This window comes from Bacillus sp. CCB-MMP212 (genome assembly GCF_022748145.1).
Taxonomy (GTDB): domain Bacteria; phylum Bacillota; class Bacilli; order Bacillales; family Bacillaceae_G; genus Bacillus_A; species Bacillus_A cereus.
The window spans coordinates 372,692-397,876 of record NZ_JALDQE010000006.1 but is presented as its reverse complement, the minus strand read 5'-3'; the positions used below and the strand labels follow the sequence as shown (position 1 = coordinate 397,876).

Sequence of the window (25,185 nt, the reverse complement as noted above, 5' to 3'; positions counted from 1 at the left end):
ATTCGTCAAAATGAATTTTCAAGATTAGGGAACTATAATGTCGTATTAAAATATATTAAGGGGGAGAAAAATTGGACAATGAAATGAATTATGGAAGTGATTACAAGTTTATTCCAGCAACTTCAATTGAGAGTGGTCACGGCATCGAAGTATTAAGTGATTTATTTTGTTACACGATTCAAATCGTCAATATATGCTTTGTTGGAAATCCTAAGACCAATGATTTTGTTTTAGTTGATGCTGGAATGCCTAAATGTGCAAATGAAATTATCTCTATCGCTAAAGATCGATTTGGTACCAATAGTCGCCCAAAAGCAATTATTTTAACTCACGGCCATTTTGATCATGTTGGGGGAATAATTGAACTCATCAAGTATCAAACACTTCTCCGTAATGTAAAGGTTCATTGTGAGGATTTCCACTTAATATACCCATTTTTAAATTCCTACCTTTCGAAAATATCATAATAAATATTGATTTCAATATTGAAATCAAATTTTTAAGTATGCTTTTTCCTGCAAAAGATTTTCTACTATACATGGAAAACACCTTTCCAACACTGCGTGTTTATTGTTTAGGAAAGTAGTTTACAAATAAAAGACTCAAAGATTATGAAAGAAGATTATCAATAATCTTTGAGTGAGGATCTGTTTAATATAAGGGCTTTTATTTTTATGAATACACAAAAGAAATTGATTTACATATTTGCTATATTTTATGCCAATTTACTTAGCGGTTAGCTCTACCACCAAGTTGTTGTTCTGCCATTGCTACTAAACGTTTTGTAATTTCACCACCAACAGATCCGTTTGAACGAGCTGTTGTATCTGCACCAAGTTGTACACCAAACTCTTGTGCAATTTCATATTTCATTTGATCAAGAGCTTGTTCAGCGCCTCGAACTAATAATTCATTACGACTTCCACTATTATTGTTTGCCATATTGTTTCACCTCCGATGTTGTTAATATGCTACAAATTATGAAAAAACAATTATCCTTTTTATGGTAATTGCATTATGGATAAAAATTGATTTTTTTCTTAAAGTAGGGCAAAACATATAAGAAAGAATAACTGATATAACATACTTTCATAACAACACTATGTATACTTTCTAATTCCCTTCAGTAAATAAAAGAAAGATTTCTATTTCACCAAGAGATTAAATAAAATTATGTTTTGAGACATAATTCAAAAGGAGATATGAGATGAAAGCTGTAACCTATCAAGGACCAAACCAAGTACAGGTTAAACAAGTGGATGATGCAAAATTAGAAAAAAAGATGATATTATTGTAAGAATTACTTCAACCGCTATTTGTGGTTCTGATTTACATTTATATCAAGGCAACATGCCCTTACCTCAAGGATACATTATCGGCCATGAACCAATGGGAATCGTTGAAGAAGTCGGGCCAGATGTCACTAGAGTGAAAAAAGGCGATCGTGTTGTCATCCCCTTCAACGTTTCTTGTGGACATTGTTTCTATTGCCAACATGAAATGGAAAGTCAATGTGATAACTCAAACCCTCATTACGATTCTGGTGGATACTTTGGTTATACAGAGAAATTTGGTAATCATCCAGGAGGACAAGCAGAATATTTAAAAGTTCCATTTGGTAATTTCACTCCATTTGTTATACCGGAATCATGCGAACTTGAAGATGAATCCCTACTATTTTTATCAGATGTTTTACCAACAGCCTATTGGAGTGTAATAAACGCAGGCGTTAAGCCAGGTGATACTGTTATCGTCCTTGGTTGTGGACCTGTTGGATTAATGACACAAAAATTCGCTTGGATGCAAGGTGCTAAACGTGTAATTGCAGTGGATTACTTAGATTATCGGATGAATTATGCAAAAAAGATTAACAATGTTGAGGTATTTGAGTTTACAAAATTCCCCGATATGGGAGAACATTTAAAGGAAATTACACATGGCGGTGCTGATGTAGTTATTGATTGTGTGGGGATGGATGGAAAAAAATCGCCTCTAGAATTTCTGGAACAAAAATTAAAATTACAAGGTGGAACTCTCGGTCCTATTCAAATCGCTACGAAAGCCGTAAGAAAATATGGAACGGTTCAAATGACCGGCGTTTATGGTGGCAATTATAACGCCTTTCCACTCGGGGCATTTTGGGTTAGAAATATTAATCTTAAAATGGGACAAGCACCTGTCATTCATTTTATGCCGGAACTATTTGAAAAAATAACAAATAAAGAATTTGATCCAAAAGAGATTATTACACACAAAATTCCCCTTGAAGAAGCGAGCTATGGTTATCAGATTTTTAATAATCGTGAAGATGATTGTATTAAAGTTATTTTAAAACCTTGAAAATTGTTATGTGACTGAACCTTTTATTTTTCTATGCAGTAGACTGCTAAAAATAAACCTACTGCATAGAAAAGTATTCTAATCAACCTCAATTACATCGCCAAACTTTAACATTCTTTGATTATGAAAAGCATCGGTACAAGTAATCGTCTCCATTAATGGATTAATATCCACTACTGTTATGTAATTTTTATATAAATAACCATCTTTATAATATGTAAGTAAAACCTCTTCCTCACCTAAAAATGAAGTTAATAGCTTATTTTCAATCATTTCTTTTGCATCTTGTGTTACAATTGGACGCGAGGCTTTCGTTTGCTCCTTTATCATTTCTTTAATAACTGCGAACTGCTCCGGCATACTGGCAAATGGTTGCCACTTTACCATCCCTCTTCCTTTTGGCATATTAGCATTCTTCACGATTTATGCCCTCCTAATAATGTGTTTCTATATCTTGCTGTTGCGACGCTTGTGTAAGAAATACCTCGTAAAATACTGTTCTTACCAAATCGTGTTCGAATTTCGTCCATAACTTTCGTTAATCGCATTTCTTTTTCTCTATGTACAATGTTATCGAAAAGTGAAATTTGCTCTTCTCCTTCATTAGTAAGGTTTGTTAATGAAATACTTAACGATCTAATTGGTTCCCCTGTATGACGCTCGTATAAAAAATATGTACAGACATTATAAATATCCATCGTTAAATTTGTTGCTCTATTTAACGTATGTGCCTTTTTTATTCCTCCACCATATTCCTTGCTATATCCAACTGAAAAGTGGATTGTTTGTGCGCATTTCTTTTCTCTCCTCAACCTATAACAAACTTCTTCTATATGCTCTAATAAAATAACTATGAAATCTTCTACCGAATAATCACGCAATAATATTTGGCTTTTCGCTATAGATGTTGTCGCTGGAACATATTTCTCTGCTATTCTGCTAAAATCAATTCCGTTACTATGTAGATGCAATTCTTCTCCAATTACTCCGAAAGATTGCTTTAAATATTTCAAAGGATATTGAGCTAATTCTCCAATTGTATGTATACCTTTTCGGTTCAATTTCATTTCCGTTTTATACGATATACCCCAAAATTTACTGAGCGGTCTAATGCTCCATAACTTCTCGGGTATATCGTCATACGTCCACTGCGCTATTCCATCCCTATTCTTTTTCGCTTCCACATCCATCGCAACTTTACTCAATAATAAATTAGGCCCTATACCAATCGTACTTTCAATCCGTGTGCGTTCATATATTTCTCGCTTGAACTTTAATGCGAACTCGCGCGGATTACTGGCAAACAAATGAATGCTTGCAGTCATATCCATAAAAAATTCATCGATACTATATTGATGAAAATCTTCCGGCGCGACATACTGCAAAGCTAAACCCGTTATGAAAGTTGAACACTTCATATACGTATGCATAATTGGATTCACAATAATAATATCTGATCGCTTCGGTATTTCGTACAAACGAGCCATCTTCTTTATTCCTAACGCTTTTAATGGCGGTGTTGCCGCTAATACAATTGATCCGCTCTGATTCACATCCCCTACGACAGCCAATTTTGTATATCTTGGATCAAGTCCTTTTTTAATACATGATACACTCGCATAAAAGCTACGAAGATCTACACAAAGAATAATACGATTCGGTAAAAGAAAATAATCATACAAGGTAATCACTCCTAACGGAAGAACATTTGTTCTTATTATATACGAACTTACGTTCTTTTAAAAGGTATTTCTATGAAAATTTTGGTTAAAATGACCGGGCTTTAAAAATCTAAAAACACTTAAGAGCCCTACAATATTCAAATACTGTTTTCACCATTAGGAGATGACACTGTATTTAGTTCTAAAAAATCTCACTCAATGCATACTACATATAATTAAGAATGATATTTACGCGCTATCAATCACGGTTGGAAAAACTCTGTATACAAAACAGCTAGAATTTCAAGTAACTGATGAACATAAAAAATACTAAAATTCATTTCAGCTTTCATGTCTCTAATTCATATATTCTTCTAAATTTATTTTCAGCAAAATCTCCTATAGCACCTGTGCCAAGATTCATCTGCATAACTAGTTACATTCTCCTTTTTGCTATTATTAATAGCTTAGTAATAAAAGCTGTTAAACAGCAAAGGTGCGAAGTCTTAAATTAGACTTCGCACCTTATACAAATTTATAATCAGTGACGATACAAACACAAATGCAATAATATATACATAATAATCACTCATTATATCTGTTACTTCTTTAATCGGCTAGAGAGAATACAATATATAAACCAATCCTTTTACTTAGCCATCTCTCATGATTGGTTTGATTATTCCTAGATACTTAACGCCTTCTATACTCATTTCAAGCGGTAATCCATTCCGATTGAAATTACAAATGACAAAATTTTTCTGTTTTTCCTTTTTGCCTACTTGCTAAATTCAGCAATTAAAACGTTTTTAAAAGACTCTGGATTATTAATGTTAAAACTGTTCGAATTGATAGCAAGTGTATGTTTGCCTCCAAGTGTTCCACCAGCAAAAGTGGAAAACCCTAGAACGCCACCTCTGTGTCCCCATACCGAGACACCGTTCGGAAGCTTAATTTCAAGGATTCCAAGACCATATCCGGTTCCCTCTCTATTTGTAGGAACTGTAGTAAGCATTTGTTTTAACTGCTGTTCCTTCAGTAATTTACCACCTAGTAAGTAAGAGAAAAATTTGTTTAAATCATCAGCAGTAGAAATCATATCTCCATCTGAGCTACCTGGGTTAATATAAGTAACGTCTTTTAGCTCACTCGCTCCGTCTAGTTGCAAATAGCCACGGGCATGCTTGGTGCCTGGAATCACACTTGAATTACCAGGTAGAAATGTATTTGACAAATCAAGCGGTTCAATAATTCGGTTTTCAACCTCTTCCGCATAACTGTTGCCAGTTACTTTTTCAATAAGAATCCCCAGTAATACGTAACCTGTGTTTGAATAAGACCAACCCTTTCCTGGTGCAAAATCTGGGGGAAGAGAAATCCCCATTTTGACGAATTCTTCAGCCGTATACGATTTTTTTGTATCCATAATATCGAAGTCTTTTGAATTTATATAATCAGCAATACCACTTGTATGATTCAATATTTGACGGATAGTAATCTGGTTACCATCATATCCGTTTCCTTGAATAACGCCAGGTAACCATTTTTCAATGGAGTCGTCTAGATTCAAACGGTTCTCTCCAGATAATTGAAGTAGAACTGTTGCAATGAACGTTTTCGTCACACTGCCAATGCGAAAGCGAAAATCTGCTTTCATTGGTTTCTTAGTTCTCAGATCCGCTATCCCAGCCGTATAACTCCAAGTTTTACCACCCTTAGAAATTTGAGCGAGTATTCCCGGGTATCCAAGTTGCAGTTCATCTCGTATTGCTTTCTTAATGGAAGTACGATCGCTTTGCGTACTTGTTTGTAACGAACTAGATACATTTTGCGTAGGTTCTGCTTTTACAACTGATGTTGGTGTTATGTATAACAGGGAACTTCCACCTATTAAAAGTGCTAGACTTGCACATGTAATTTTACTGCGTGTTTTCATAAAGAATTCCTCTCTTCTATTAAAATTGTATAGATAGTTGATAGAAGTGTCATATACGAACCACACAGCTATCCATTCTCCAAATGATGAAAAGGCAACAATGCATTTGCAATCATTGTACTCATTATTTTCACAAAACACTCTTGTTACTGATTGTTTGTTTTATATGTAGGCCGTAATTGTTCCCCCCTTCACGCCTCCTTATATTTTTATCCTACACAATGAAAATCTCTTTTTTCTTACCTATTCCTTACAAATTCCTTACATTCAAAATCACTTGTACACTAGGGTTGAAGTAGCATCTGTGCCCGAAAGCGCAAAAAACACCGATGCTTTTCGCTTCAGTGTTTTTTGCGCTTTACATATTGAAGATTCATTTTACTCTTAACAGGTTAAATTGCTGATTTTTTCTAATACGATTATTCTTCTTACTATATAAAACAAATTTCATAGTATTATATGAAACACTTCTCAAGTTGTCATTAAGGCACATTATTCTAAATTTATTAATGTAGTTGAGATGGACTCACTTTTTGAATTTGAACGAGTATATCAAACGCTTTACCTAATGATATATCAATAGTTTTTGGTATATCAGGCCCTTCGGTAGTTATTCCAGCGAAAATTGGATGTTGTTCGTTTAACCAAGTTTTTGTCACGCCGTTCGCCTTACGTAAATCAATAAAAAATTGATCTTTTTTCACCTGTCCAAAAATGTAGTTATAACTGTTTGGATCATCCGATTTTAATGTTCCGTATGGGCCGAATTCACCATTGCTATTCTTGACATTGTATTGTCCTTCATAAACTGACGTTCCAATAGATACGTACCGTTTTCCGTAATATTCTGCTAAATGCTGCCCAGCTACTTTAGGGTATATAAAAGAAAGCATATTTGTTTTCGAAACGTGTCCATTATGTCCCCATACAATGGTTTTTCCTAAATGTTCTTCGGTCCACTTCGCATTTTCATACATTGCAATATCATGTTTCAAATAAAAATCCGATGGTTTATCAGGAGGTGACGCTAACATTGTAGTAAACTGTTCAATAATACGAGCATTTTGTTTTATCCATGCAAACTCTTTAGATTTTCCATTTAAATAACTTTTATTTTCTTCTAATAAAGCACTAATTTGTTTAGCATCTGAAATATACTTTTCTTTTTCTTCTTTCGTAAGGCTTTCAAAAGCATTCATATCCTTTGTTACAGGAATAAGACCTTTTATCTGCTCTTCTACTCTAGGCAATAGTTTTGAATTGTTCGCTTTAATATATTCTATTATATTATTATAAACATTCTCGTTTACTGATTGAATGTCCATCCCGATGATACGTACTTTAGATTTATGTTTTGGATTAGCATTATATTGCCGAATCCAATCAAGTAAATCTAGCATTTCTTTCGTCTTAAATACAGGTGTTAGATGTTGGCTTGGGTTTCCCTTACCAGTAAGAACATATCGATCAAGTTCCAAGGCCCTGTCCCATCCCTCTTCTAAAACTAGATTGGTAAAGCCCTTTTCAGATACTAAATAATTAACAATACGGTGTTTCATCGTAAAAACTTCATGAGCCCCATGCGTAGCTTCACCTAGACCTACAATTGAAGCTGAACCTACCATATTCTTAAGTGGTTTCAAATCATTAAGAGGTGCAGTTGGATTAGTTGTTTTTAAAGGCTTTGCATGTGCCTCTAACCATTTTGCTATTTGATTTGTATTGTAGGGAGCTGTAACAGAAACCTTTGTTTTCGAATCTGCATAAGTATTTCCTACAAAATGAGTCATTGTTATAGCAGAAGCAACAATTGCAATAATTATTTTCTTTTTCATAAAAAACCTCCTGAAATATTTACTTATAGCTTTTTGACATACTCTGCCAACTTCTATTTAAAACATTCATTTTCTTATTACTGTTCAGATACATTTATTCTAGTTCCTAAAACTCACTTATTTCTTAATAGGTTCTTAAGAAATTCTTAATTCACTTATACGAATATAAAACTACATAAGCTTCAATCCATTGTAGTGTAAACTCCTCATTGCATAACATCATAATGTATAGATATTCGTTATAAATGATGTTATCTAAAGTATTCAATTTCAGTATGTATTATTAACGTAGTTAATATATGGTTAATATGAGGTTCCAAATTTTGATTGTTTGTAGTCTCTTTATCATAGAGTTAATTTAGGGGTTATTTTTTGTTCACTTCATTTTTTTCGGCACTCTGCATCTAGACAGTATACGCATTGGCCACAGTTAGACTATTTCAAATCAAAAAAATAGATTACCTGTACACTAAAAAGTATAGCGCACAGATAATCTAGTTGTTTTTGAGATTAATAAAAGACTAATTTATTTTTTGAATTCTTCCATCAATAATAGACTGAATTGGTTCTTTTGATTTTTTTATATAATCTACTAATGCTTCAAAATCAGTTGGTCCTGTTTCAGCATCTTTACCGTTTTTAAAGGATACAAATCCATCTCCACCTGAAGCTAGAAATGCGTTAGCAACGACGCTGTAAGTTTTAGATGGAGTAATTTCTTCTCCATTTGTTAAGCGAATACTTGTTACTTTTTCTCCATTAGGCTTGTTCGCATCCCAAGTGTATTGGATCCCTGAAATTTGAAGCATTCTTGTTATATCTTTTTGCCATTGTTGATTTAAAATATCACGAATGTCTTGACCTGTTAAATTTACTTTTATTAATTGATTTCCGAATGGTTGAATACCATATATCTCTCCCCATGTAATATCACCAGCATCTAAGTCATTACGAATACCACCAGGATTCATAAGTGCAATTTGGGATTGCATTGTTGCACGCTGGGCATCAGCAACCAAATTTCCCAGAGTAGATTCACCAGCTGTATTTTGTTTGCGATCTAGTGGAGCAATAGACTTACCTACAACTTCATTAACAAGAGGTGCGATTTTTGCTTGATATTTCTCCATCTTCTTCTTTATTTTTTTATCAGGCTCCATGCCTTCATGGTAAGTTGTAACAATTTCTGCTTTTTTCTCAACAATATCTTGTGTCTTACGATCAATCTTTACATCAACATCAGCAAAAGCCATACCATATGAATTTGCTTGTACGACAAGTTTATTATTAACAGTTCCATTTACATAGGTGTGGCTATGCCCACCAAAAATAACATCGACTTCTGGATCAGTCTCATTTGCTAATCGGACGATATCACCATTTGTTACGCCGTTCCCATCTGTTATACCTCCGTTATGCGCAAGAACAACGATAGATTTAACGCCTAGTTTTTTTAATTGCTTTACGGATTTGTTAATAGCTTCAACTTCATCTGTAATTTCTACATTCTTTAGCATAGTAGGCATAACAAGGTTAGGAACATCTGTTGTCACGACTCCAATAAAGCCAACTGGAACTCCTTGTACCTTTTTTATAGTGAATGGTGGTAAAAATAAACGACCGGTGGATTTATTATAGAAATTCGCAGCAACATATGGGAATTTTGCTCCTTTAAAATTACCTGTTTTCTCATGGTATCCACCATAAATAAGACGATGCATTTCCTCAACACCTTCATCAAATTCATGATTTCCTATCGTTCCAACATCGAATTTCAAATCATTTAGAAATTCAATTGTAGGTTCGTCTTGTAATAATGCTGAAACAGGAGTACTTGCTCCAACAACATCTCCAGCATGTACCTTTAATGTATTTGGATTTTGTTTTTCACGATCACGTAAATAAGCCCCTAAGTACTCAATTCCCCCTGCATCTTTATTGTTAATTTTTTTTACAGTGTCTAGTTGCCCATGAAAATCGTTAATACCGAGCATTTGTACATCTATGTAGCGGTTTTGTTCTGTACTCGCTTGGATTGAAGGCGCAGCAAATACACTAGTAAAAGTAACTGTACTTAATGCTAAAGCAACTGGAATGATTTTTTTCAACATAAAATTTCTCTCCCCTAATTAAAATCTGACATAATACGATGTTATTTTAATATATCAAGAGAATTATTTCCATAAAAATTCTACCAATTATAAAAATTAATAAGATTTTATTGTTTTCTGACAAGATATTTCTTCCTCAAAAAAAATGTACATTTCTTTGTTTTGAGGATTATTCAAAATATTATCTTGATAGTAAAATAACAATACTTCTAAGAAATCTAAAAAACTCTAATCAATACATTTTAGCTGTTAAGAAGAATATTCAATCCAAAATTAATGGATATTTATCAGCCTAACATCTCAATATCACCATTTAAAAAGATGCTCCTGGATTTATCCAAGAGCATCTTTTTTTAGATTTATTTTTACTTGTTTATAATTTATCAATTAACAATTATATAGTTGTAATCAGTCCTTTAAAAATAATAGGAGTGCTTCATTAAATTCTTTAGCATGAGTTGCGTTTAACCCATGAGGACCGCCCTGTATTAAAGCGAGTTTACTACCAGGAATGGCATCATATGTACGTTTTCCACTTAATTCAAAAGGTACAGTTGCATCAGAGTCACCGTGAATAATAAGAGTAGGTATATTAAACTTCTCCAGGTCTTTTCTAAAATCTGTCTTACTAAAGGCGGTAATACAATCAAGCGTTCCTTTAGGTGATGCACTGGCTGCAATATCCCAATTATATAAACGGAATGGTTCACTAACTAAATCTGTTCGATTACCAGCCGCGAAAAATCCCTTAGTAAATTCATCAAGAAATGCAAGGCGGTCATTTATCACACCACTTTTGAATGCTTCAATTGTAGCATCATCTAATGCCCCTTCAGGATGATCCTCTGATTTGTATAAATATGGAGGCACTGCTCCAGCAAAAACAGCCTTTTCAATACGATCTGTTCCATACGTACTAATGTACCGGGCTACCTCGCCTCCACCCATAGAAAAACCAACAAGTGTGACATTTTGAAGCTCTAAATGTTCTAATAGTTGATGTAAATCAGAAGTAAAGGTATCATATTCATACCCTTCCCACGGCTGAGATGATTTTCCAAACCCTCGACGATCATACGTTATAACTCTGTATCCAGCCTCAACAAGAGCTGGAACTTGGTATTCCCAAGATCGACCACTTAACGGCCAACCATGAATTAGTACAACTGGTTTTCCTGTGCCATGATCCTCATAATATATCTCAATTGGTGCTTGATTTTCGGTTCCCACAGTAATTTTAGCCATGCTTCTACCTCCAAAAAGTATTCTAATATGTATCCTTTTCTTCAATAATCCGGATGAATCTCACAATCTATTTATGCACGTTTATGTTGTGAACTCTAAGTATGAAACTCTATTGTTCCAATGCATTCATTTTCTCCTTTTGGAACAATCCCCCCTCTAATACCTTTTTCATCATAAAATAATTACTGAACATTACTCATATTCAATTGTAATAACAAAAATAGGTGACTATCAATATTGTTCTATCTATAGGATGTATAGGTAAAACCAATCTATTTTATAGTGAAAACAACTATAGTTACGACCTATACAAATTATAGAAAATTTAGAATTGATTAATGAATCAGTTTTCAAATACTATAAATTTGTATAGCACTTCATGTTCTGTGAATGCTGCTATAACCAATATTATTGGTCAGCTTAGTTATAAACGAAGAAACTTATGATAGTATTTGACTATTTAAACTTTCTTCGATTACTTAATTTTTAGGAGGAATACATAATGACTGATCTCTATTCTCGTATTAACAAAGATGATGCTGTCGTTCTTTTAGTAGATCATCAAACTGGTCTTATGTCCGGACTAGTACGTGACTATGGTGTTGATGAATTCAAGAACAATGTTTTAGCTCTTGCTCATACTGCTAAGTTTTTTGATTTACCAGTTATTTTAACAACAAGTTTTGAAAACGGACCTAACGGACCTTTAATGCAAGAATTGGTTGATCTCTTTCCTCATGCACCAAAAATAGCTCGACCTGGACAAATTAACGCATGGGATAATGATGATTTTGTAAAAGCAATCGAAGAAACTGGAAAAAAGCAACTTATCATCGCCGGCGTAGTTACGGACGTTTGTGTTGCTTTCCCTGCACTTTCCGCTATAAAAGCTGGATATGAAGTATTTGCTGTTACTGATGCTTCAGGAACTTTCAGTAAACAAGTTGCAGATGCTGCAAATACTCGTATGGCACATAGTGGTGTGCAACTTATGAACTGGTTTAGCGTAGCTTGCGAATTACAACGCGATTGGCACAACGATGTCGAAGGTTTTGGCAATTTGCTTGCTAGCAATCTTCCAGGCTATCAAAATATAATTGGAAGCTATATGGGCGCGCAGCGAGATCTTAGTAAACAAAATGCATAATAGCTTTTCTTTCAAAAAACTAGATAGTATACATTTAGTGCTGATTAAATCAGCACTCTCTTTTAAATTAAAAGGTATAGCAAATATTTTATTTTTACGATTACAGGTTTAATTAACAGAAAATATATTTTTTCAATAATATTAATTTTAAACAATTAAAAAAGGAGCTGTTTATTATGAGTAATTTAGAATTGTTAAATCCGGAGAACAGTGCATTAATTTTAATTGATTTTCAACCTCAAATGACTTTTGGAGTTGCAAGTATTGATAGACAAACATTGATTAATAACGTTATGCTGCTTGCTAAATCAGCAAAAACTTTTAACGTACCTACTATTCTTACTACAGTTGAAACACGCAGCTTTTCTGGTTATTTTTGGCCACAAATTCTTGATATATTCCCAAACCATGAAATTATAGAACGTAGTTCAATGAACTCTTGGGAAGATCCGAAATTTGTTGAGGCAGTTAAAGCAACCGGTAGAAAGAAATTAATATTTGCAGCACTTTGGACTGAAGTTTGCCTTGCATTCCCTGTGCTTGAAGCAATTAAAGCTGGCTATGAGGTGTATGCAGTTGATGATGCTTCAGGTGGTACTAGTTTGACAGCACATAACGCTGCTATGCGTCGTGTAGAACAAGCTGGTGCAACTCCAGTGACAGCAATTCAAGTTTTACTTGAATACCAACGTGACTGGGCACACAAAGACACTTATGATGCTGTAATGGAGATTGTAAAGGAACACACTGGTGCTTATGGTCAAGGTGTAGAATACGCATATACTATGGTGCATGGCGCACTTCCAAGCAGGAAAATATGAAACAAGAAGGAGTAGCTGTCGAAGAGACTTATACAGGGAACACGATGGATGCTGGCAATCCAGTAACAACGATTGTTACATGGGAAATTCAAGAAGGTAGAGAAAAACAGTTTGAAACATGGAGACATGAAATTGAGGCTGCGGCTACTAAATTCCCAGGACATTTAGGTGTAAATCTAATAGTCCCAAGTAACGAATCCAGAGAGTATACTGTTATTTTTCGCTTTGATACGTATGAGCATCTACGTGCTTGGCAAGAATCAGATGTTCGCCGGGATTTGTTAAAAACGGCCGAGCAATTTCAAGCCACTAATCCAACTTACAAAACTGAAAGCAGTTTGGCTTATTGGTTTGTTACTCCGAAAACGCCAGTTCCACCTCCAAAATGGAAAATGTCTATCGTTACCCTTCTGGGTGTATGGCCTCTTAGCATGTTAGTTCCTAAAGTGATAGGACCTATTATAAAACATATGAATCCTATTATGTCAGCTTTTTTTGTTTCTGTATGTATAGTTTCCTTGCTATCATGGGTAGTCATGCCGATTTTCGGTAAATTATTTCATCCATGGTTACAAAATAATAGAAAGTAGACGAGGTGTGAACATGAATTTACCGGATATGATCTTATATAACGGAAAAATTACTACCCTTGACCCATCTCAGCCTGAGGTATCTGCTATCGCCATAACTGATGGTTTAGTCACTGCAGTAGGTGGAGATGAGCTTCTTAATAGTGCCACGGAAAAAACAAAAAAAATAGACCTTAAAAGAAAGAGAGCTATTCCAGGCCTGAATGACTCCCATATACACGTGATTCGTGGTGGTCTGCATTATAATATGGAATTACGTTGGGAAGGCGTGCCATCACTTTTTATTGCTCTAGAAATGCTCAAAGAACAGGCAAGGCGTACACCTGCTCCTCAGTGGGTAAGAGTAGTTGGAGGTTGGTCTGAATTTCAATTTAAAGAGAGACGGATGCCAACATTAGAAGAGATTAATGCTGTTTCTGAAGACACGCCTGTCTTTGTGCTACATCTTTACGATAGAGCACTTGTAAATCGTGCAGGGCTACGTGCACTGGGATACACGAAAGATACCCCAGACCCTCCAGGCTGTTTAATTCAGCGGGATAAAAGAGGTAATCCAACAGGCCTTTTAATTGCTAACCCTAACGCTTCTATTCTTTATTCAAGTTTGGGTAAAGCTCCAGTACTTAATCTTGACGACCAGATTAACTCAACTCGCCATTTTATGCGTGAATTAAATAGATTAGGTATTACAAGCGCCATCGACGCAGGTGGCGGTTTCCAAAATTACCCTGATGACTACAAAGTTGTTGAACATTTAGCCGAGAAGGAACAATTAACTTTGCGTATTGCTTATAATCTATTTACGCAAAATCCTAATCATGAATATGAAGACTTTGCTTCATGGGCAAAAATTGTTTCTCCTGGTCAAGGAAATGATAAGTATAAAATGAATGGTGCCGGAGAAATGTTAGTATTCTCGGCAGCCGATTTTGAAAAATTTCAAATGCCACGGCCCGAACTAGCTACAGTAATGGAAGCCGACTTAAAGAAAGTAATTTCTCTATTGGTGGAAAACCGTTGGCCATTCCGTTTACATGCAACTTATGACGAGTCAATCACACGTTTCTTAAATGTATTTGAGGAAGTTAACAGAGAAATTCCTTTTAATGGGCTACGCTGGTGGTTTGATCATGCAGAAACAATCTCAGATCGTAGTATGGAACGTGTTAAGGCTTTAAATGGCGGTATTGCCATCCAAGACCGCATGGCTTTTCAAGGTGAATACTTTGTTGACTTATACGGAAAGGAAGCTGCAAAGCATACTCCTCCGATTTATCGTATGTTAGATCTTGGTATACCTGTTGGCGCCGGTAGTGATGCAACAAGGGTTTCCAGCTATAACCCTTGGGTCGCTCTTTACTGGATGGTTGCCGGAAAAACCATTGGTGGTCTTTCCATATACGATGAAAAAAATAAACTTGATAGAAAAGTAGCCCTGGAATTATATTCAAAAGGAAGTGCGTGGTTCTCTGGTGATGAAGGTAAAAAGGGAACCCTTGCAGTAGGTCAGTTTGCTGATATTGCTGTATTGTCTGCTGACTACTTTACTGTGCCAGAAGAAGAAATCAAAGACCTTGAATCATTACTTACCATTATGGGTGGGCAGGTTGTTTATGGAAATGATGAATTTAAAAATTTATCACCTGAATTGCCGCCAGCATCACCTGATTGGTCACCGACGGGCGTTTATGGTTATGGTGGTGCTAACCTAGCAAACACTATACTTTCTCACGATTCCCATGATAACAAGTTACATAGTTGTAGTAACCCTCTCCATCAACACACTCATACCGTAATAGGAAAAGATGGAACTAAATGGGGGATTGGTTGTACTTGCTTTGCTTTCTAAATCAAAACCACCGGTATAATGCCGGTGGTTTTCTTTCTACAATAAGGATATGTAGATTCAAAATAGCAGTGTATATCCCTACATGGAATCTGTTACTATGCGATAAGACCAAAGAATTGATTGATTAACTTAACTTGTTTTTGATAGCCTTCTCTCCTTGCAAACTCTGTCTTTTTTCCTTAATTAAAAGTCAATGGTATCCCCCTTTTTGATCGACTACACCACACATATAACCCCACTGTCCTTTGACTTTAATATAGATTTTAATTTTTTCAATTGTTACACTAGAATCATTATTATTTCTATTACACTGATACTTTTTGAGAATCATTTAACTTCTGCATAAAGATGCGTGCTGCAAAACTTAAAAATTTATCATCAAAGTGTATAAGATTAATATCTTGACTTGGTGTTGGATCAGTAATACGAACTATGCTCAAAGTATCATTATTAACAAAGTTAACCAGTGAAAGAGGTATTATGGCAACCCCATGTCCATTGTATACAAGGCTCAATAGAGAAATAGAAGATTTTGTTTCTATATTTGCTTCAGATAAAGATAACCCTAAACTCTCACAATATATCTTAATAGATTCACGACAACTACATGAAACCATTACTCTACTGAGCCCCACTAATTCTCGAAAAGAAACAAATGATTTATCATTCAAAGGATGATTTTTTGGAATTACAAGGACGAGCTCTTCACTATACAAAAGGGTGTTTGTTAATGTGTCTGGAATTTGAGCACTACGTGTAATCCCGAAATCAATATTTTTGTCAACGATTTGATTTACAGCAACTTCGGATTCTATAATCTTTACTACAATGTTGGGATAATGTTGTTGAAACTTCATAATATAAGGTGTTAAATAAGTGAGATCCTCTAATAGACCTCCTATAGTAATCACACCTCTTTTTACACCCTTTAATTCAAAAATTTCATTATAAACGTCATCAAATTGTTGCATGATAAATTTTCCTTTATCAAATAGCAGCTTACCCGCTTCTGTCATTTTGATACCTCTTCCAACTCGATGAAACAAGGGTGTATCAAGTTCACCTTCTAAAACTCGTATTTGTTGACTTAAAGTCGGCTGTGAAATACCTAGAACTTCCGCAGCTTTAGTGAAACTATTATTATTACAAACTTGAATAAAATACTCTAAATGACGTAATTCCATTCTTGATACCCACTCTCCGCTTTATGAAAGATTTATAATTTAAAGGACGATATGTATACGTTAACATAACAACTTTATTTCATATTATACCGATTGAAATTACACGCTTTATTCATTTTGTATTATAATAAATTTACTACCATTTATTAATTTTTCCTCCTATTTATTTAAATTATATTTAATTAGGACATTACTAATTCGAGATATATTTCTAAAGATTTATAGTTCTAGTGCATAATACCCTAATTTTTTCAACTTTTCGATTATCATTTTTTTCTCAATATAGTCCAAACCACCAAATATTTGCTGAATCGCCTCTTTATGCTGAGGAAAAATAATATCCATTAGTTCAATACCTTCTGAAGTAATTGACGCATACGTGACACGGCGGTCTTTAGGACATGGTTTTCGTATTAAGAACCTCTTCTTTTCCAACTTATCCACTACATACGTGATACTACTACTTGCAAGTAATATTTTGTCTCCAATTTTTTGTATAGGCTGATCGCCTTTACTATACAGTAGCTCAAGCACTGCAAATTCTGTTGGATTAAGTCCATAACTTTTTATATCCTCTTCAATACGCTTAGTAATTGACTGTATTGCCCTAGATAATATAACAAATAACTTTAAAGATAAGCTCTCATCGTTAATCACGCTCATAATTACCAATCCTTTACAAGTTATCTTGAATTCGAGATTCATTATATTATCGTCAAAATATTATGTCAATCATTCATTTTAGCTTTATCAATCCATTTATAATTTATTTCTCAACATATGACATATGGAATTAGAAGAAAACAATTGTTAATATATAAGTATCTCAATTACGTTATTTCTTTTAAAGAGAGCTTGTTTTTAATCACAAGTTCTCTTTTGCCATATTCTAAATTGAATTCGGACAAATTTCAGATGATGAGTCTGCCCCCCCCAAGTATATGATATAGTTTTTTTAACAAAGGTTAGAGCCCTCCTACAAGAAGGAGGGCTCTAATCTTTCATATAAATATTCACCATTTTTATCATTGCGAGGACATCAAAACTTTAACTTGATGGGGATATGGTGCTATCTCAATTAACAAATATTACAAACCATATATCTATCATATTTTTTATAAACAGGATTAATTAGATTTAAAAAAAGATTTCTTTTTCTTTACTCGTAATAAGTCACCTGTCCATCCTTTGAATCGCATATACATACCCGCTGTTGTGAAAATAATAAATAAGAGAGCGATTAAATAGCTATATTTCCATTCTAGTTCAGGCATGTATTTAAAATTCATACCCCATAATGCTCCTAAGGCTGTCAAAGGCGTACTCACAGCAGTTAATACAGTAAGAGCTTTCATAATTTCATTCCCACGATGAGAAGAAACAACTTCTTGTAAATGAATCATCGTGTCTAATTCTTCTTGGTACTCTTTAACAAGTTGTAATCCACGCTCTAATTTTACGTGTGTTTGTTTATAACAAAGGGTGTTTGTTAGTTTTTCTAACCAAGCTTCTTTTAGGCCTTGTAACACTTCTTGTATTAAGCGAAACACATGTGTGTTCATAAATAATTCATGACGAATATGATAAATCCTTTCTAAAACTGCTATGTTATTATGATGATAAAAATCCCATAATACATTTCTGAAATTGTTTTCAAAGTAGTCAAGCTTTCGCAAATAGTGAGATATAAACATTGATAAGATAGCACATAATCCTTCAGCAGAACTATTACAATTTTTTGTACCCATAGGGATATTATGTATTAATTTTTGGAAATCCTCTTCCTCCTTTTCCTGAACTGTTATCAGTATTCCATGAGCTACGAAATAATGAAGAAATTTTTGAATTTTGGCGTCCTTTTTATCTTGATCATATAAAAACGAACCATATACACAAGTTTGACTTGGTGATAACGTATAAACATATAATCCATTTTCACAAGGAGAACTTATTTTCTTTACAAATTGAGCGAAATAAGATGTTACATCACGAGGGATTATAGAAGAAAATTTTTCAAGCTCACTAGTTTTCACATGATACCAACTCCATTTCGTCATTTTTATGCATTCCATATTATTCTTCCTTTCTAAATAGTTTTATGTTTAATCGAATCATAACCGTAATATGACATTTGTATGTAGGTATTCATGTCTTGGAGGAAAAGTTTTTAGATCATCTAAATTACAAAATAAATGACATAGGAGGCCTTATTCTTTTAAAAGGAAGACCCCCTATATATTAATTATTTTTATTCTCAATTTTAAACATTTCCTCTATACAATCACTTTTTATCTTTTCTTATAAAGAATTTATTATATGTGGAAAAGAAGCTACATAATTTGGCACGTCTATTCAACGAACTCCATTTCAGTCGTTATTATAATTTGGATTCATATGCAGATTGATTGGTGATGTCGTCAAATACTTGACTCCCAATAATGTAGTATCCATGAAGTGCAGCCTCTTTCGAAGCGTCTACCATACGGAAAGAAGAAATTTCACTTTGCATTTTTTCAATTCGTTTTTTGTGGAGATCTACTATTCCTCCTGTCCAAATAATAGTATCATACTGTTCTAACGTAAATTGTTCTTGTAATACACGTATGACGTCTTGGAAGTGTGCATCCAACTCTTTTTGAATCAAAGTATGAACCTGACTTGTCTCATGATTTTCTTCTCGACATTCATATCCTTTTTCTAATATGTTTGGCATGTCGTTAATATGCAATTGATTACTTTCACCCTCATAATTCTGCACGATATTCTTAATATTTTTCAAAGGCTTGCTACATCCTAGTTCCGTCTCATAATGATTTAAAATGAGATTCTGTTTCATATCTGTCATTTCTAATGTACGAAATCCACCATCAATAATTAAGATACGATCTCGTTCCTGAATGATTCCCTCTTTTAAGAAATAGGCATGTAAAGCGACCGGTTGCTGAAGAATCAAAGCATTTTCCACCGTAATATGAATAAATTTCCCATCAATTTGCACGGAAGTTTCTTTTTTTAGTGCACGTTGTAATTGCTCATGCTGACTACCAAAACAAGTGATGGGAAGCCCGGTAACAACTAGAGGTAACACGACATTTTCTTTATAATCCTTTGCAATGCAACCAAATATTTGTTGTTTAAATCGTTCGCTTTCATAATAATTTTCTATTTCATCGTCAAATGGAGGAAGAAATGAAGCGTCAGATTGATGTGCTTCATTTCCCATGTAGTATGCAAAGTCTAAGTCTATAAAACTTACCTTTGTTAAATCTTCACTTTCAGCATGATTAGGTACAGGGGCTAGTGTGGAAGCTTCACTCTTGACTGTCATCTCAGAAGCTACATCCTGTCGATATGCCCTTTTGGTAAAGCCAATTCCTACATCAATTGCATACAGAGATTTCATACTTTTTTCCCCACTTTCTATTTTTAGAGTTAAATCTAGGCACTCTCTTCTTTCCCTTCTTTCACATATTTCTTTTCATTTTTCGTTTTTTCCCCGTCTAAGTTCTTACTATTTTCATTTATTTCGTAATCCTTTTCATCTGTTTTCTTTTTATTATTTTCGTTTTCTGTTAAGTCTTTAATGGTAGAAATGACAACTGGTGTGGCTGTAAGCAGTTGTGGTAATGTTTGTTTTGCAACATTAGCTGCAGTTACAGAAAATTGTTTACTTGTCTCAGTTACCTTCTCCAATGTTTCCTTTATGTTTCCTTCTTGTAGTTTTTCTTTTACGCTTTTTCCTTTTGTTTGTATAGTTTTCCGATTTTCTTTTTTTAATAGGGAGACTATGACTCCGGTCGTAATTCCAATCACAGTATATTTAAATATTGTATGTTTCATTTTTCTCATCCTTTTCTATTTTTATTTTCTTCAATGCTACAACCTAAAATAATTACCTTACCTATTTATCAGATGTTGCAATCTATTACAGAGAATGATAGTTTTGCGGCTGCCTATCATTCGCCATTGGTACTTCAGCTGTTACTAGGAGTAAAATCTTCCCTTGATCTAGTTTTTCTTCATATAAGTTAGCTTCCTCCTTCGACAACCCCATTTCTTCCATTTGATTTCGAAGTTCGTCCCCTTTTTTGGAGAAAAAGTTGATAATACTTGTTCCCAATCCTTGTTCTTTTACTCCAATCGTATTTGTGTCTGTATCATCCGCAATCCTTTTTGTTATATGTTTTTCATGTGCTAAAACATAAATGTCATCGTGGCGAACCCCTTGCAATTCTAGCTCTTTTACTTTCATAACTACTTCCTGTTCATTTTGATATTCATACACTACCGTTTTTCTTTCATTCGTATGCATGGTATCTTTCCTCCTTTAGATTTTTTATTTAGTTGTTATGTAATATGTAATACACCTATTTTAAAGATGTTAAACCTAAATTTTCAAAAAATTTCACACAATAGGTTATTCATGTTTTTAATATCAAAGAAATGTCACAAGAACTTTGCTTTGATAAAAGCGCTACAAATAACGATTTGTTTGGAAGGCAAGCCCATTGTTTTATAGAAATCATAGAAAAATAAAAAAGCACTCCTTTTCAAAGAGTGCTTTTAAAAAACATATAACCTAATAAAAATATTTCTATTTTGATTACGGAAAGAAAGTCTTTATTAAAACATATGGTTGCTAATTTAATTGCGATTTGCCTTGCACCCAAGTAACAATATCATCTAAAACATACTCAGGGATATTAGTAGGACTATAATATTCATCTGGCTTACTTATTCCCCCATCCCCCTCTGTAAAGAAATGATTTAACTTTGGATATAGTCGATAATCTACATTATCTCGTTCTTTTAATTGTTCTTTCCAAAGAGGAATTTCAATTTTTGATTGAACTTGATAGTCTCGTTCTCCTTGAATAATAAAAAGCGGTGTCTTTTGTTCTTTTGACATTTCCACTGCTTTAATTTTATGGATAGAATCCTTACTTCACAGGATTTTTTTGCTGTTTTCACTATATCCTTACTATACAAATGAAAATATACAACGATACTAAATATACAAACTTTGCATAAAAAAATGATTTTATAGTATCTTTTTAATATCCATGTCCGCCTTGCCAACCACCATGTCCGCCCGGCCAACCACCATGTCCACCTTGCCAACCACCATGTCCACCTTGCCAGCCACCATGTCCGCCTTGCCAGCCACCATGTCCGCCTTGCCAACCACCGTGTCCGCCTTGCCAACCATCGTGTCCGCCTTGCCAACCACCGTGTCCGCCTTGCCAACCACCGTGTCCGCCTTGCCAACCACCGTGTCCGCCCGGCCAACCACCGTGTCCACCTTGCCAACCACCGTGTCCACCTTGCCAACCGCCTTGCCAACCACCGTGTCCACCCGGCCAACCACCGTGTCCGCCTTGCCACCAGCCTGCATAGCCTTGTCTCTGTGAGTTCATTCCTTCGCATCCCTTCTTATTAAAAATTCAAATACTGTAACTGGGTATTCTCTAAATATAATTATGTATCCCAAAAATAAATGTATCCGCAAACATCCCGATTATTGGTAAAGTAATTATCTAATGAAAAAAACATTTATTATTGCAAATCTAAGCTCTATTATTTTTTGCTTTTCCAAAATTTTTTCGCTATTTTATTAGCGTAATACTTTTTAGATTCAATTTCATCATAGTTACTTAGTATTAGAACAGACCGATCATTACTTGCGATCCTTTTTCAACATTACATCAGAATCCATAGTTGGGCTTTAATTATACAAAGAAAACGATACTTCACTATTGAAGTATCGCAAAAAAACTATTTACTTACATTATTATGACTATAACCCTATCCGGTATTAGTTACTCACCTAAAATTGCAAATGGGCTAAATGATTCATAATGAATCATTTCCTTTTCTATACTGTGTTCTTTTAATACTGGAGCCGTTGACTGCACAATTTGTATTGTTTTCTCGTCAATCATAAATGGTACATCCCTTCGTATACAATGTTTTTATAAAACATTAGCATTATTTGAAATTTACCTTTCATAATTTCATTTTTTACTTTTAACTTCAGAATATCGAATCTTTTTTTATTATGGATCTAAACTGATCCAATAGTGATTCTGGCGCAATTGCTCTGAAGTTTTTACACTAGAACCTTCTTATTTACGCATTGAAAAATGTTACCTATAACGGAAAAGCCCAGATAGCGATGTGGCGGCACTATTATTAAAGGCATTTCTCCTTCTAAAACAGACAGTACTTGTAATTTTAGTACGAATCACAGTTGAATTCATGTTACTTAATCGTACCCATTCCGGCAATTTTAATCTTAACCTTGACGTTTACATCGCCTTTTGCTAATTCGTTACCCCAATTATTTTGTATTTTTTTCCATTTAGGATATGTGTATGTTCTTGCATATCCTCCAAGCCCAATAGGATCAATTTTGGCGGTTTGTATTTTTTGTATTAATTGCTTGAAATCAGCTTCCAACTTAGTTTCAATCGCCTTTTGTAATTTTGCTGCGTCCTTTCTAGTGTTAAACGAAAAAAGTCGTTCTGTAATACCGATTCTCATCTTTACATCTACATTAAATATAAAATGATCATCATATCTTGCCTTTGTCTTTACTTTAATACCATAGGCAGTAAAACTTATCAAATCTTTATCTTGACTATCTGAATTTAGCTTAATTGGAACTGTAAATGGTAACTCCCCTGCAGTTCCTTGTTGCAAAATGCGTAAGAGTTTGTTTTCATCAGGTTTCAGTGTTAATTTATACTTTCCTTTTTCATCCAATAAGGCTGTACCTGTCACCCATATTTTATTCTTTTTTTTCAGTTCAGTAATATTTGCTGTTAGCCCTTTGTCTGCTCTTTGTTCATATAATTCTTGAAGTGTTGTTTTCACCGTGATATTTCTTAAAAAAGCGGTATCAACTAGTTTTGTTAAATATATAGGAAGCCTTGGTTTATCTTTTGGACTATAGAAGATGACGTCTGAAACAGGTCCATCTACAGCGACAACCCTTGCGGTAACTGTATTTTTGGGATCACGGTAAAATGGATCAAGGTAAATTTCCCAGTTTTTTTGTTTCAGTAGCCTTTTTCCAACTAAAATAACCTGTGTTTTACTTCCGGCGGTAAGTGCCATAACCGTAGCATCAAATTTGTCTCTTGCTTTTCGAACCGTAGCAGATTTCACACCAGTAGTTTCTTCTTTTATTTTTGCTTCTTTATTGAAAACAGGGCTTGATATATACACTAATAAATTATCATTAGGATCTAAATCGATACCAAGAATAAGAGTAAGAGAAACATCTTCAACATTTCTTTGATCGAAGCATCCAGTCATCAAGAACACCAATAACAAAATACAACATAGTACTTTTCTTTTCAATGTATTCTCCTCCGGCGAAACTTCTCATATAGACAGCAATACAGCCATAAAATAATAGGTAATATATATGTTACTCCTAATCCAGTATTCGATAATACCTGTTGCCAAATTTCAGATTCATTCCAACTAGGATGAGTCCAAAATGTGAATCCGATAATAAGCAATAAGAGAACAACTACATGAGAGCTGTGATCTTGTTTTCCAAGTAATTGGCTTGAACAAAATACAGAACAGTATAGGGCAGGGATCCATGATGTGGAAACAATGGTTAAGTAAACAGCCAATAAAATCATGTCAAAACGTTCTAAAAAACGAAATTCAATTACTTTCAGTAAATTTATTACCGGTTGATTATATTGCGTAATGCTATCAGGGCTAAAATAGGCAAAGCAAACAATAGTAGCAAATAAATAAAATAACATCGTTAAGGTGTTTGCTATAACCATTCCATGGACTGCATACTGTTTTTTTTGTAAAAATGGATATAAAAAGAAAGCAATATCAAACCCTAAATAAGCATAAACAGTGCTTGGTACAGCGGTTAATATCGGTTTCCACCCTTCTTTTAAAAGCGGAAAGAAAGGCATCCAGCTTCCATTCCCTATAAGAGGGATTAAAAAAAATATCGGAATCCAAAGCGCCATATAAAAAAAAAGTTCGGCGTATCGTCCTAAAATACTAGGACCGTTACGTGCAACAAAATAAGTAGGAATCGAAAACAAAAAGATAACGATATAGTCAGGCGTTTTCGGGAGAAGCCATCCCTTAAGGTAAAGCATAGCGTTTATAAGAACGATACAAGAATAAAAAGCGAAGTACATCATGTAAATAACAACGAATGCTTTCCCTACTATTTTTCCAAACAATCGTATAAGAATATCATAAATCGTATCCTCAGGATATCTTGCAGCTGTTTTCACTATAAACACACCTGATATTGTGGAGAAAATCCAACCAATCAATATAGCTATCCATCCATCTGTTCCAGCCTTTTCTGCAAGCACACGTGGAAGCGATAAAACGCCAGTGCCCACCTGCACTCCATTAATTAAAATAATATACTGCATAAGAGTGATTTCATTATAGGCATACTTTTTCATA

The 25,185-nt window shown here is 34.3% G+C and carries 21 protein-coding genes and 4 pseudogenes; 7 read left to right on the top strand and 18 right to left on the bottom strand.

What is annotated here, in order from left to right:
• Positions 1–71: 71 nt before the first annotated feature.
• A pseudogene (locus tag MRP26_RS19430) lies at positions 72–377 on the top strand (MBL fold metallo-hydrolase); the annotation flags it as partial.
• A 352-nt stretch (positions 378–729) separates the two neighbouring features.
• Here the strand turns inward: MRP26_RS19430 and sasP are convergent.
• Positions 730–942, bottom strand: coding sequence for a small acid-soluble spore protein, SasP family (gene sasP / locus MRP26_RS19425; protein WP_000002841.1), 213 nt, complete (start codon positions 940–942; stop codon positions 730–732).
• A 265-nt stretch (positions 943–1,207) separates the two neighbouring features.
• Here sasP and MRP26_RS19420 point away from each other — a divergent pair.
• Positions 1,208–2,340, top strand: a pseudogene (locus tag MRP26_RS19420) (zinc-dependent alcohol dehydrogenase).
• A 78-nt stretch (positions 2,341–2,418) separates the two neighbouring features.
• Here the strand turns inward: MRP26_RS19420 and MRP26_RS19415 are convergent.
• The 6 genes from MRP26_RS19415 to MRP26_RS19390 all read right to left on the bottom strand — a co-directional run bounded on the left by MRP26_RS19415 (position 2,419) and on the right by MRP26_RS19390 (position 11,128).
• On the bottom strand, positions 2,419–2,760 hold the full coding sequence (locus MRP26_RS19415) for a YolD-like family protein (RefSeq protein WP_078400233.1): 342 nt from the start codon (positions 2,758–2,760) through the stop codon (positions 2,419–2,421).
• Positions 2,757–4,022 carry a Y-family DNA polymerase gene (locus MRP26_RS19410; RefSeq protein WP_078400232.1) on the bottom strand — a complete coding sequence of 422 codons (1,266 nt, stop codon included), beginning with the start codon at positions 4,020–4,022 and terminating at the stop codon, positions 2,757–2,759. The genes MRP26_RS19415 and MRP26_RS19410 overlap by 4 nt, the downstream gene beginning before the upstream one ends.
• Before the next feature lie 757 nt (positions 4,023–4,779).
• Positions 4,780–5,937 (bottom strand): serine hydrolase domain-containing protein, encoded by a 1,158-nt coding sequence (locus MRP26_RS19405; RefSeq protein WP_242806616.1) that lies wholly within the window; start codon positions 5,935–5,937, stop codon positions 4,780–4,782.
• A gap of 506 nt (positions 5,938–6,443) precedes the next feature.
• Positions 6,444–7,772, bottom strand: a complete 1,329-nt coding sequence (locus MRP26_RS19400; protein ID WP_000726839.1) for an erythromycin esterase family protein — start codon at positions 7,770–7,772, stop codon at positions 6,444–6,446.
• A 521-nt stretch (positions 7,773–8,293) separates the two neighbouring features.
• Complete coding sequence (locus MRP26_RS19395; protein WP_242806613.1) at positions 8,294–9,883, bottom strand: bifunctional metallophosphatase/5'-nucleotidase; 1,590 nt, start codon at positions 9,881–9,883, stop codon at positions 8,294–8,296.
• Between the two features lie 408 nt (positions 9,884–10,291).
• A complete protein-coding gene (locus tag MRP26_RS19390) occupies positions 10,292–11,128 on the bottom strand; it encodes a bromoperoxidase (protein WP_053564059.1) in 837 nt (278 codons plus the stop codon).
• Between the two features lie 502 nt (positions 11,129–11,630).
• On the opposite strand from MRP26_RS19390, the gene ycaC reads away from it, so the two are divergent.
• The 4 genes from ycaC (at position 11,631) to MRP26_RS19370 (ending at position 15,535) form a co-directional block, all read left to right on the top strand.
• A complete protein-coding gene (gene ycaC / locus MRP26_RS19385) occupies positions 11,631–12,275 on the top strand; it encodes an isochorismate family cysteine hydrolase YcaC (protein ID WP_242806611.1) in 645 nt (214 codons plus the stop codon).
• Between the two features lie 176 nt (positions 12,276–12,451).
• On the top strand, positions 12,452–13,096 hold the full coding sequence (locus MRP26_RS19380; RefSeq protein WP_242806609.1) for a hydrolase: 645 nt from the start codon (positions 12,452–12,454) through the stop codon (positions 13,094–13,096).
• Positions 13,093–13,686: an antibiotic biosynthesis monooxygenase gene (locus tag MRP26_RS19375; protein WP_000806856.1), complete on the top strand. Its 594-nt coding sequence runs from the start codon at positions 13,093–13,095 to the stop codon at positions 13,684–13,686. Before MRP26_RS19380 ends, MRP26_RS19375 begins: the two co-directional genes overlap by 4 nt.
• A 13-nt stretch (positions 13,687–13,699) precedes the next feature.
• Positions 13,700–15,535 (top strand): amidohydrolase, encoded by a 1,836-nt coding sequence (locus MRP26_RS19370; protein ID WP_141545031.1) that lies wholly within the window; start codon positions 13,700–13,702, stop codon positions 15,533–15,535.
• Positions 15,536–15,840: 305 nt separating this feature from the next.
• Here the strand turns inward: MRP26_RS19370 and MRP26_RS19365 are convergent, their stop codons facing one another.
• The 6 genes from MRP26_RS19365 to MRP26_RS19340 all read right to left on the bottom strand — a co-directional run bounded on the left by MRP26_RS19365 (position 15,841) and on the right by MRP26_RS19340 (position 21,031).
• Positions 15,841–16,719, bottom strand: coding sequence for a LysR family transcriptional regulator (locus tag MRP26_RS19365; RefSeq protein WP_000423186.1), 879 nt, complete (start codon positions 16,717–16,719; stop codon positions 15,841–15,843).
• Between the two features lie 219 nt (positions 16,720–16,938).
• Complete coding sequence (locus tag MRP26_RS19360; protein WP_016122794.1) at positions 16,939–17,382, bottom strand: MarR family winged helix-turn-helix transcriptional regulator; 444 nt, start codon at positions 17,380–17,382, stop codon at positions 16,939–16,941.
• Positions 17,383–17,846: 464 nt separating this feature from the next.
• Positions 17,847–18,791, bottom strand: coding sequence for a magnesium transporter CorA family protein (locus MRP26_RS19355; protein WP_242806607.1), 945 nt, complete (start codon positions 18,789–18,791; stop codon positions 17,847–17,849).
• A gap of 305 nt (positions 18,792–19,096) precedes the next feature.
• A complete protein-coding gene (locus MRP26_RS19350) occupies positions 19,097–20,122 on the bottom strand; it encodes a ParM/StbA family protein (protein ID WP_242806605.1) in 1,026 nt (341 codons plus the stop codon).
• A 35-nt stretch (positions 20,123–20,157) separates the two neighbouring features.
• Positions 20,158–20,559: a peptidase U61 gene (locus tag MRP26_RS19345; protein ID WP_242806602.1), complete on the bottom strand. Its 402-nt coding sequence runs from the start codon at positions 20,557–20,559 to the stop codon at positions 20,158–20,160.
• An 85-nt stretch (positions 20,560–20,644) separates the two neighbouring features.
• Positions 20,645–21,031 carry a YflT domain-containing protein gene (locus tag MRP26_RS19340; protein WP_065484307.1) on the bottom strand — a complete coding sequence of 129 codons (387 nt, stop codon included), beginning with the start codon at positions 21,029–21,031 and terminating at the stop codon, positions 20,645–20,647.
• 131 nt (positions 21,032–21,162) lie between these two features.
• Here MRP26_RS19340 and MRP26_RS31070 point away from each other — a divergent pair.
• Positions 21,163–21,240, top strand: a pseudogene (locus MRP26_RS31070) (acyl dehydratase); the annotation flags it as partial.
• A 118-nt stretch (positions 21,241–21,358) separates the two neighbouring features.
• On the opposite strand, the pseudogene MRP26_RS19335 reads toward MRP26_RS31070, so the two are convergent.
• The 5 genes and pseudogenes from MRP26_RS19335 to MRP26_RS19315 form a co-directional block, all read right to left on the bottom strand.
• Positions 21,359–21,658 (bottom strand): annotated as a pseudogene (locus tag MRP26_RS19335) (alpha/beta hydrolase); the annotation flags it as partial.
• 115 nt (positions 21,659–21,773) lie between these two features.
• Complete coding sequence (locus tag MRP26_RS19330; RefSeq protein ID WP_242806600.1) at positions 21,774–22,136, bottom strand: hypothetical protein; 363 nt, start codon at positions 22,134–22,136, stop codon at positions 21,774–21,776.
• 402 nt (positions 22,137–22,538) lie between these two features.
• Positions 22,539–22,661: a flavoprotein gene (locus tag MRP26_RS19325; protein WP_053564051.1), complete on the bottom strand. Its 123-nt coding sequence runs from the start codon at positions 22,659–22,661 to the stop codon at positions 22,539–22,541.
• Positions 22,662–22,980: 319 nt separating this feature from the next.
• Entirely contained in the window at positions 22,981–24,084 is a 1,104-nt protein-coding gene (locus tag MRP26_RS19320) for a Ger(x)C family spore germination protein (RefSeq protein WP_242806598.1), read from the bottom strand.
• On the bottom strand, positions 24,081–25,184 hold the full coding sequence (locus MRP26_RS19315; protein ID WP_003270936.1) for a GerAB/ArcD/ProY family transporter: 1,104 nt from the start codon (positions 25,182–25,184) through the stop codon (positions 24,081–24,083). Before MRP26_RS19315 ends, MRP26_RS19320 begins: the two co-directional genes overlap by 4 nt.
• Position 25,185: the final 1 nt, after the last annotated feature.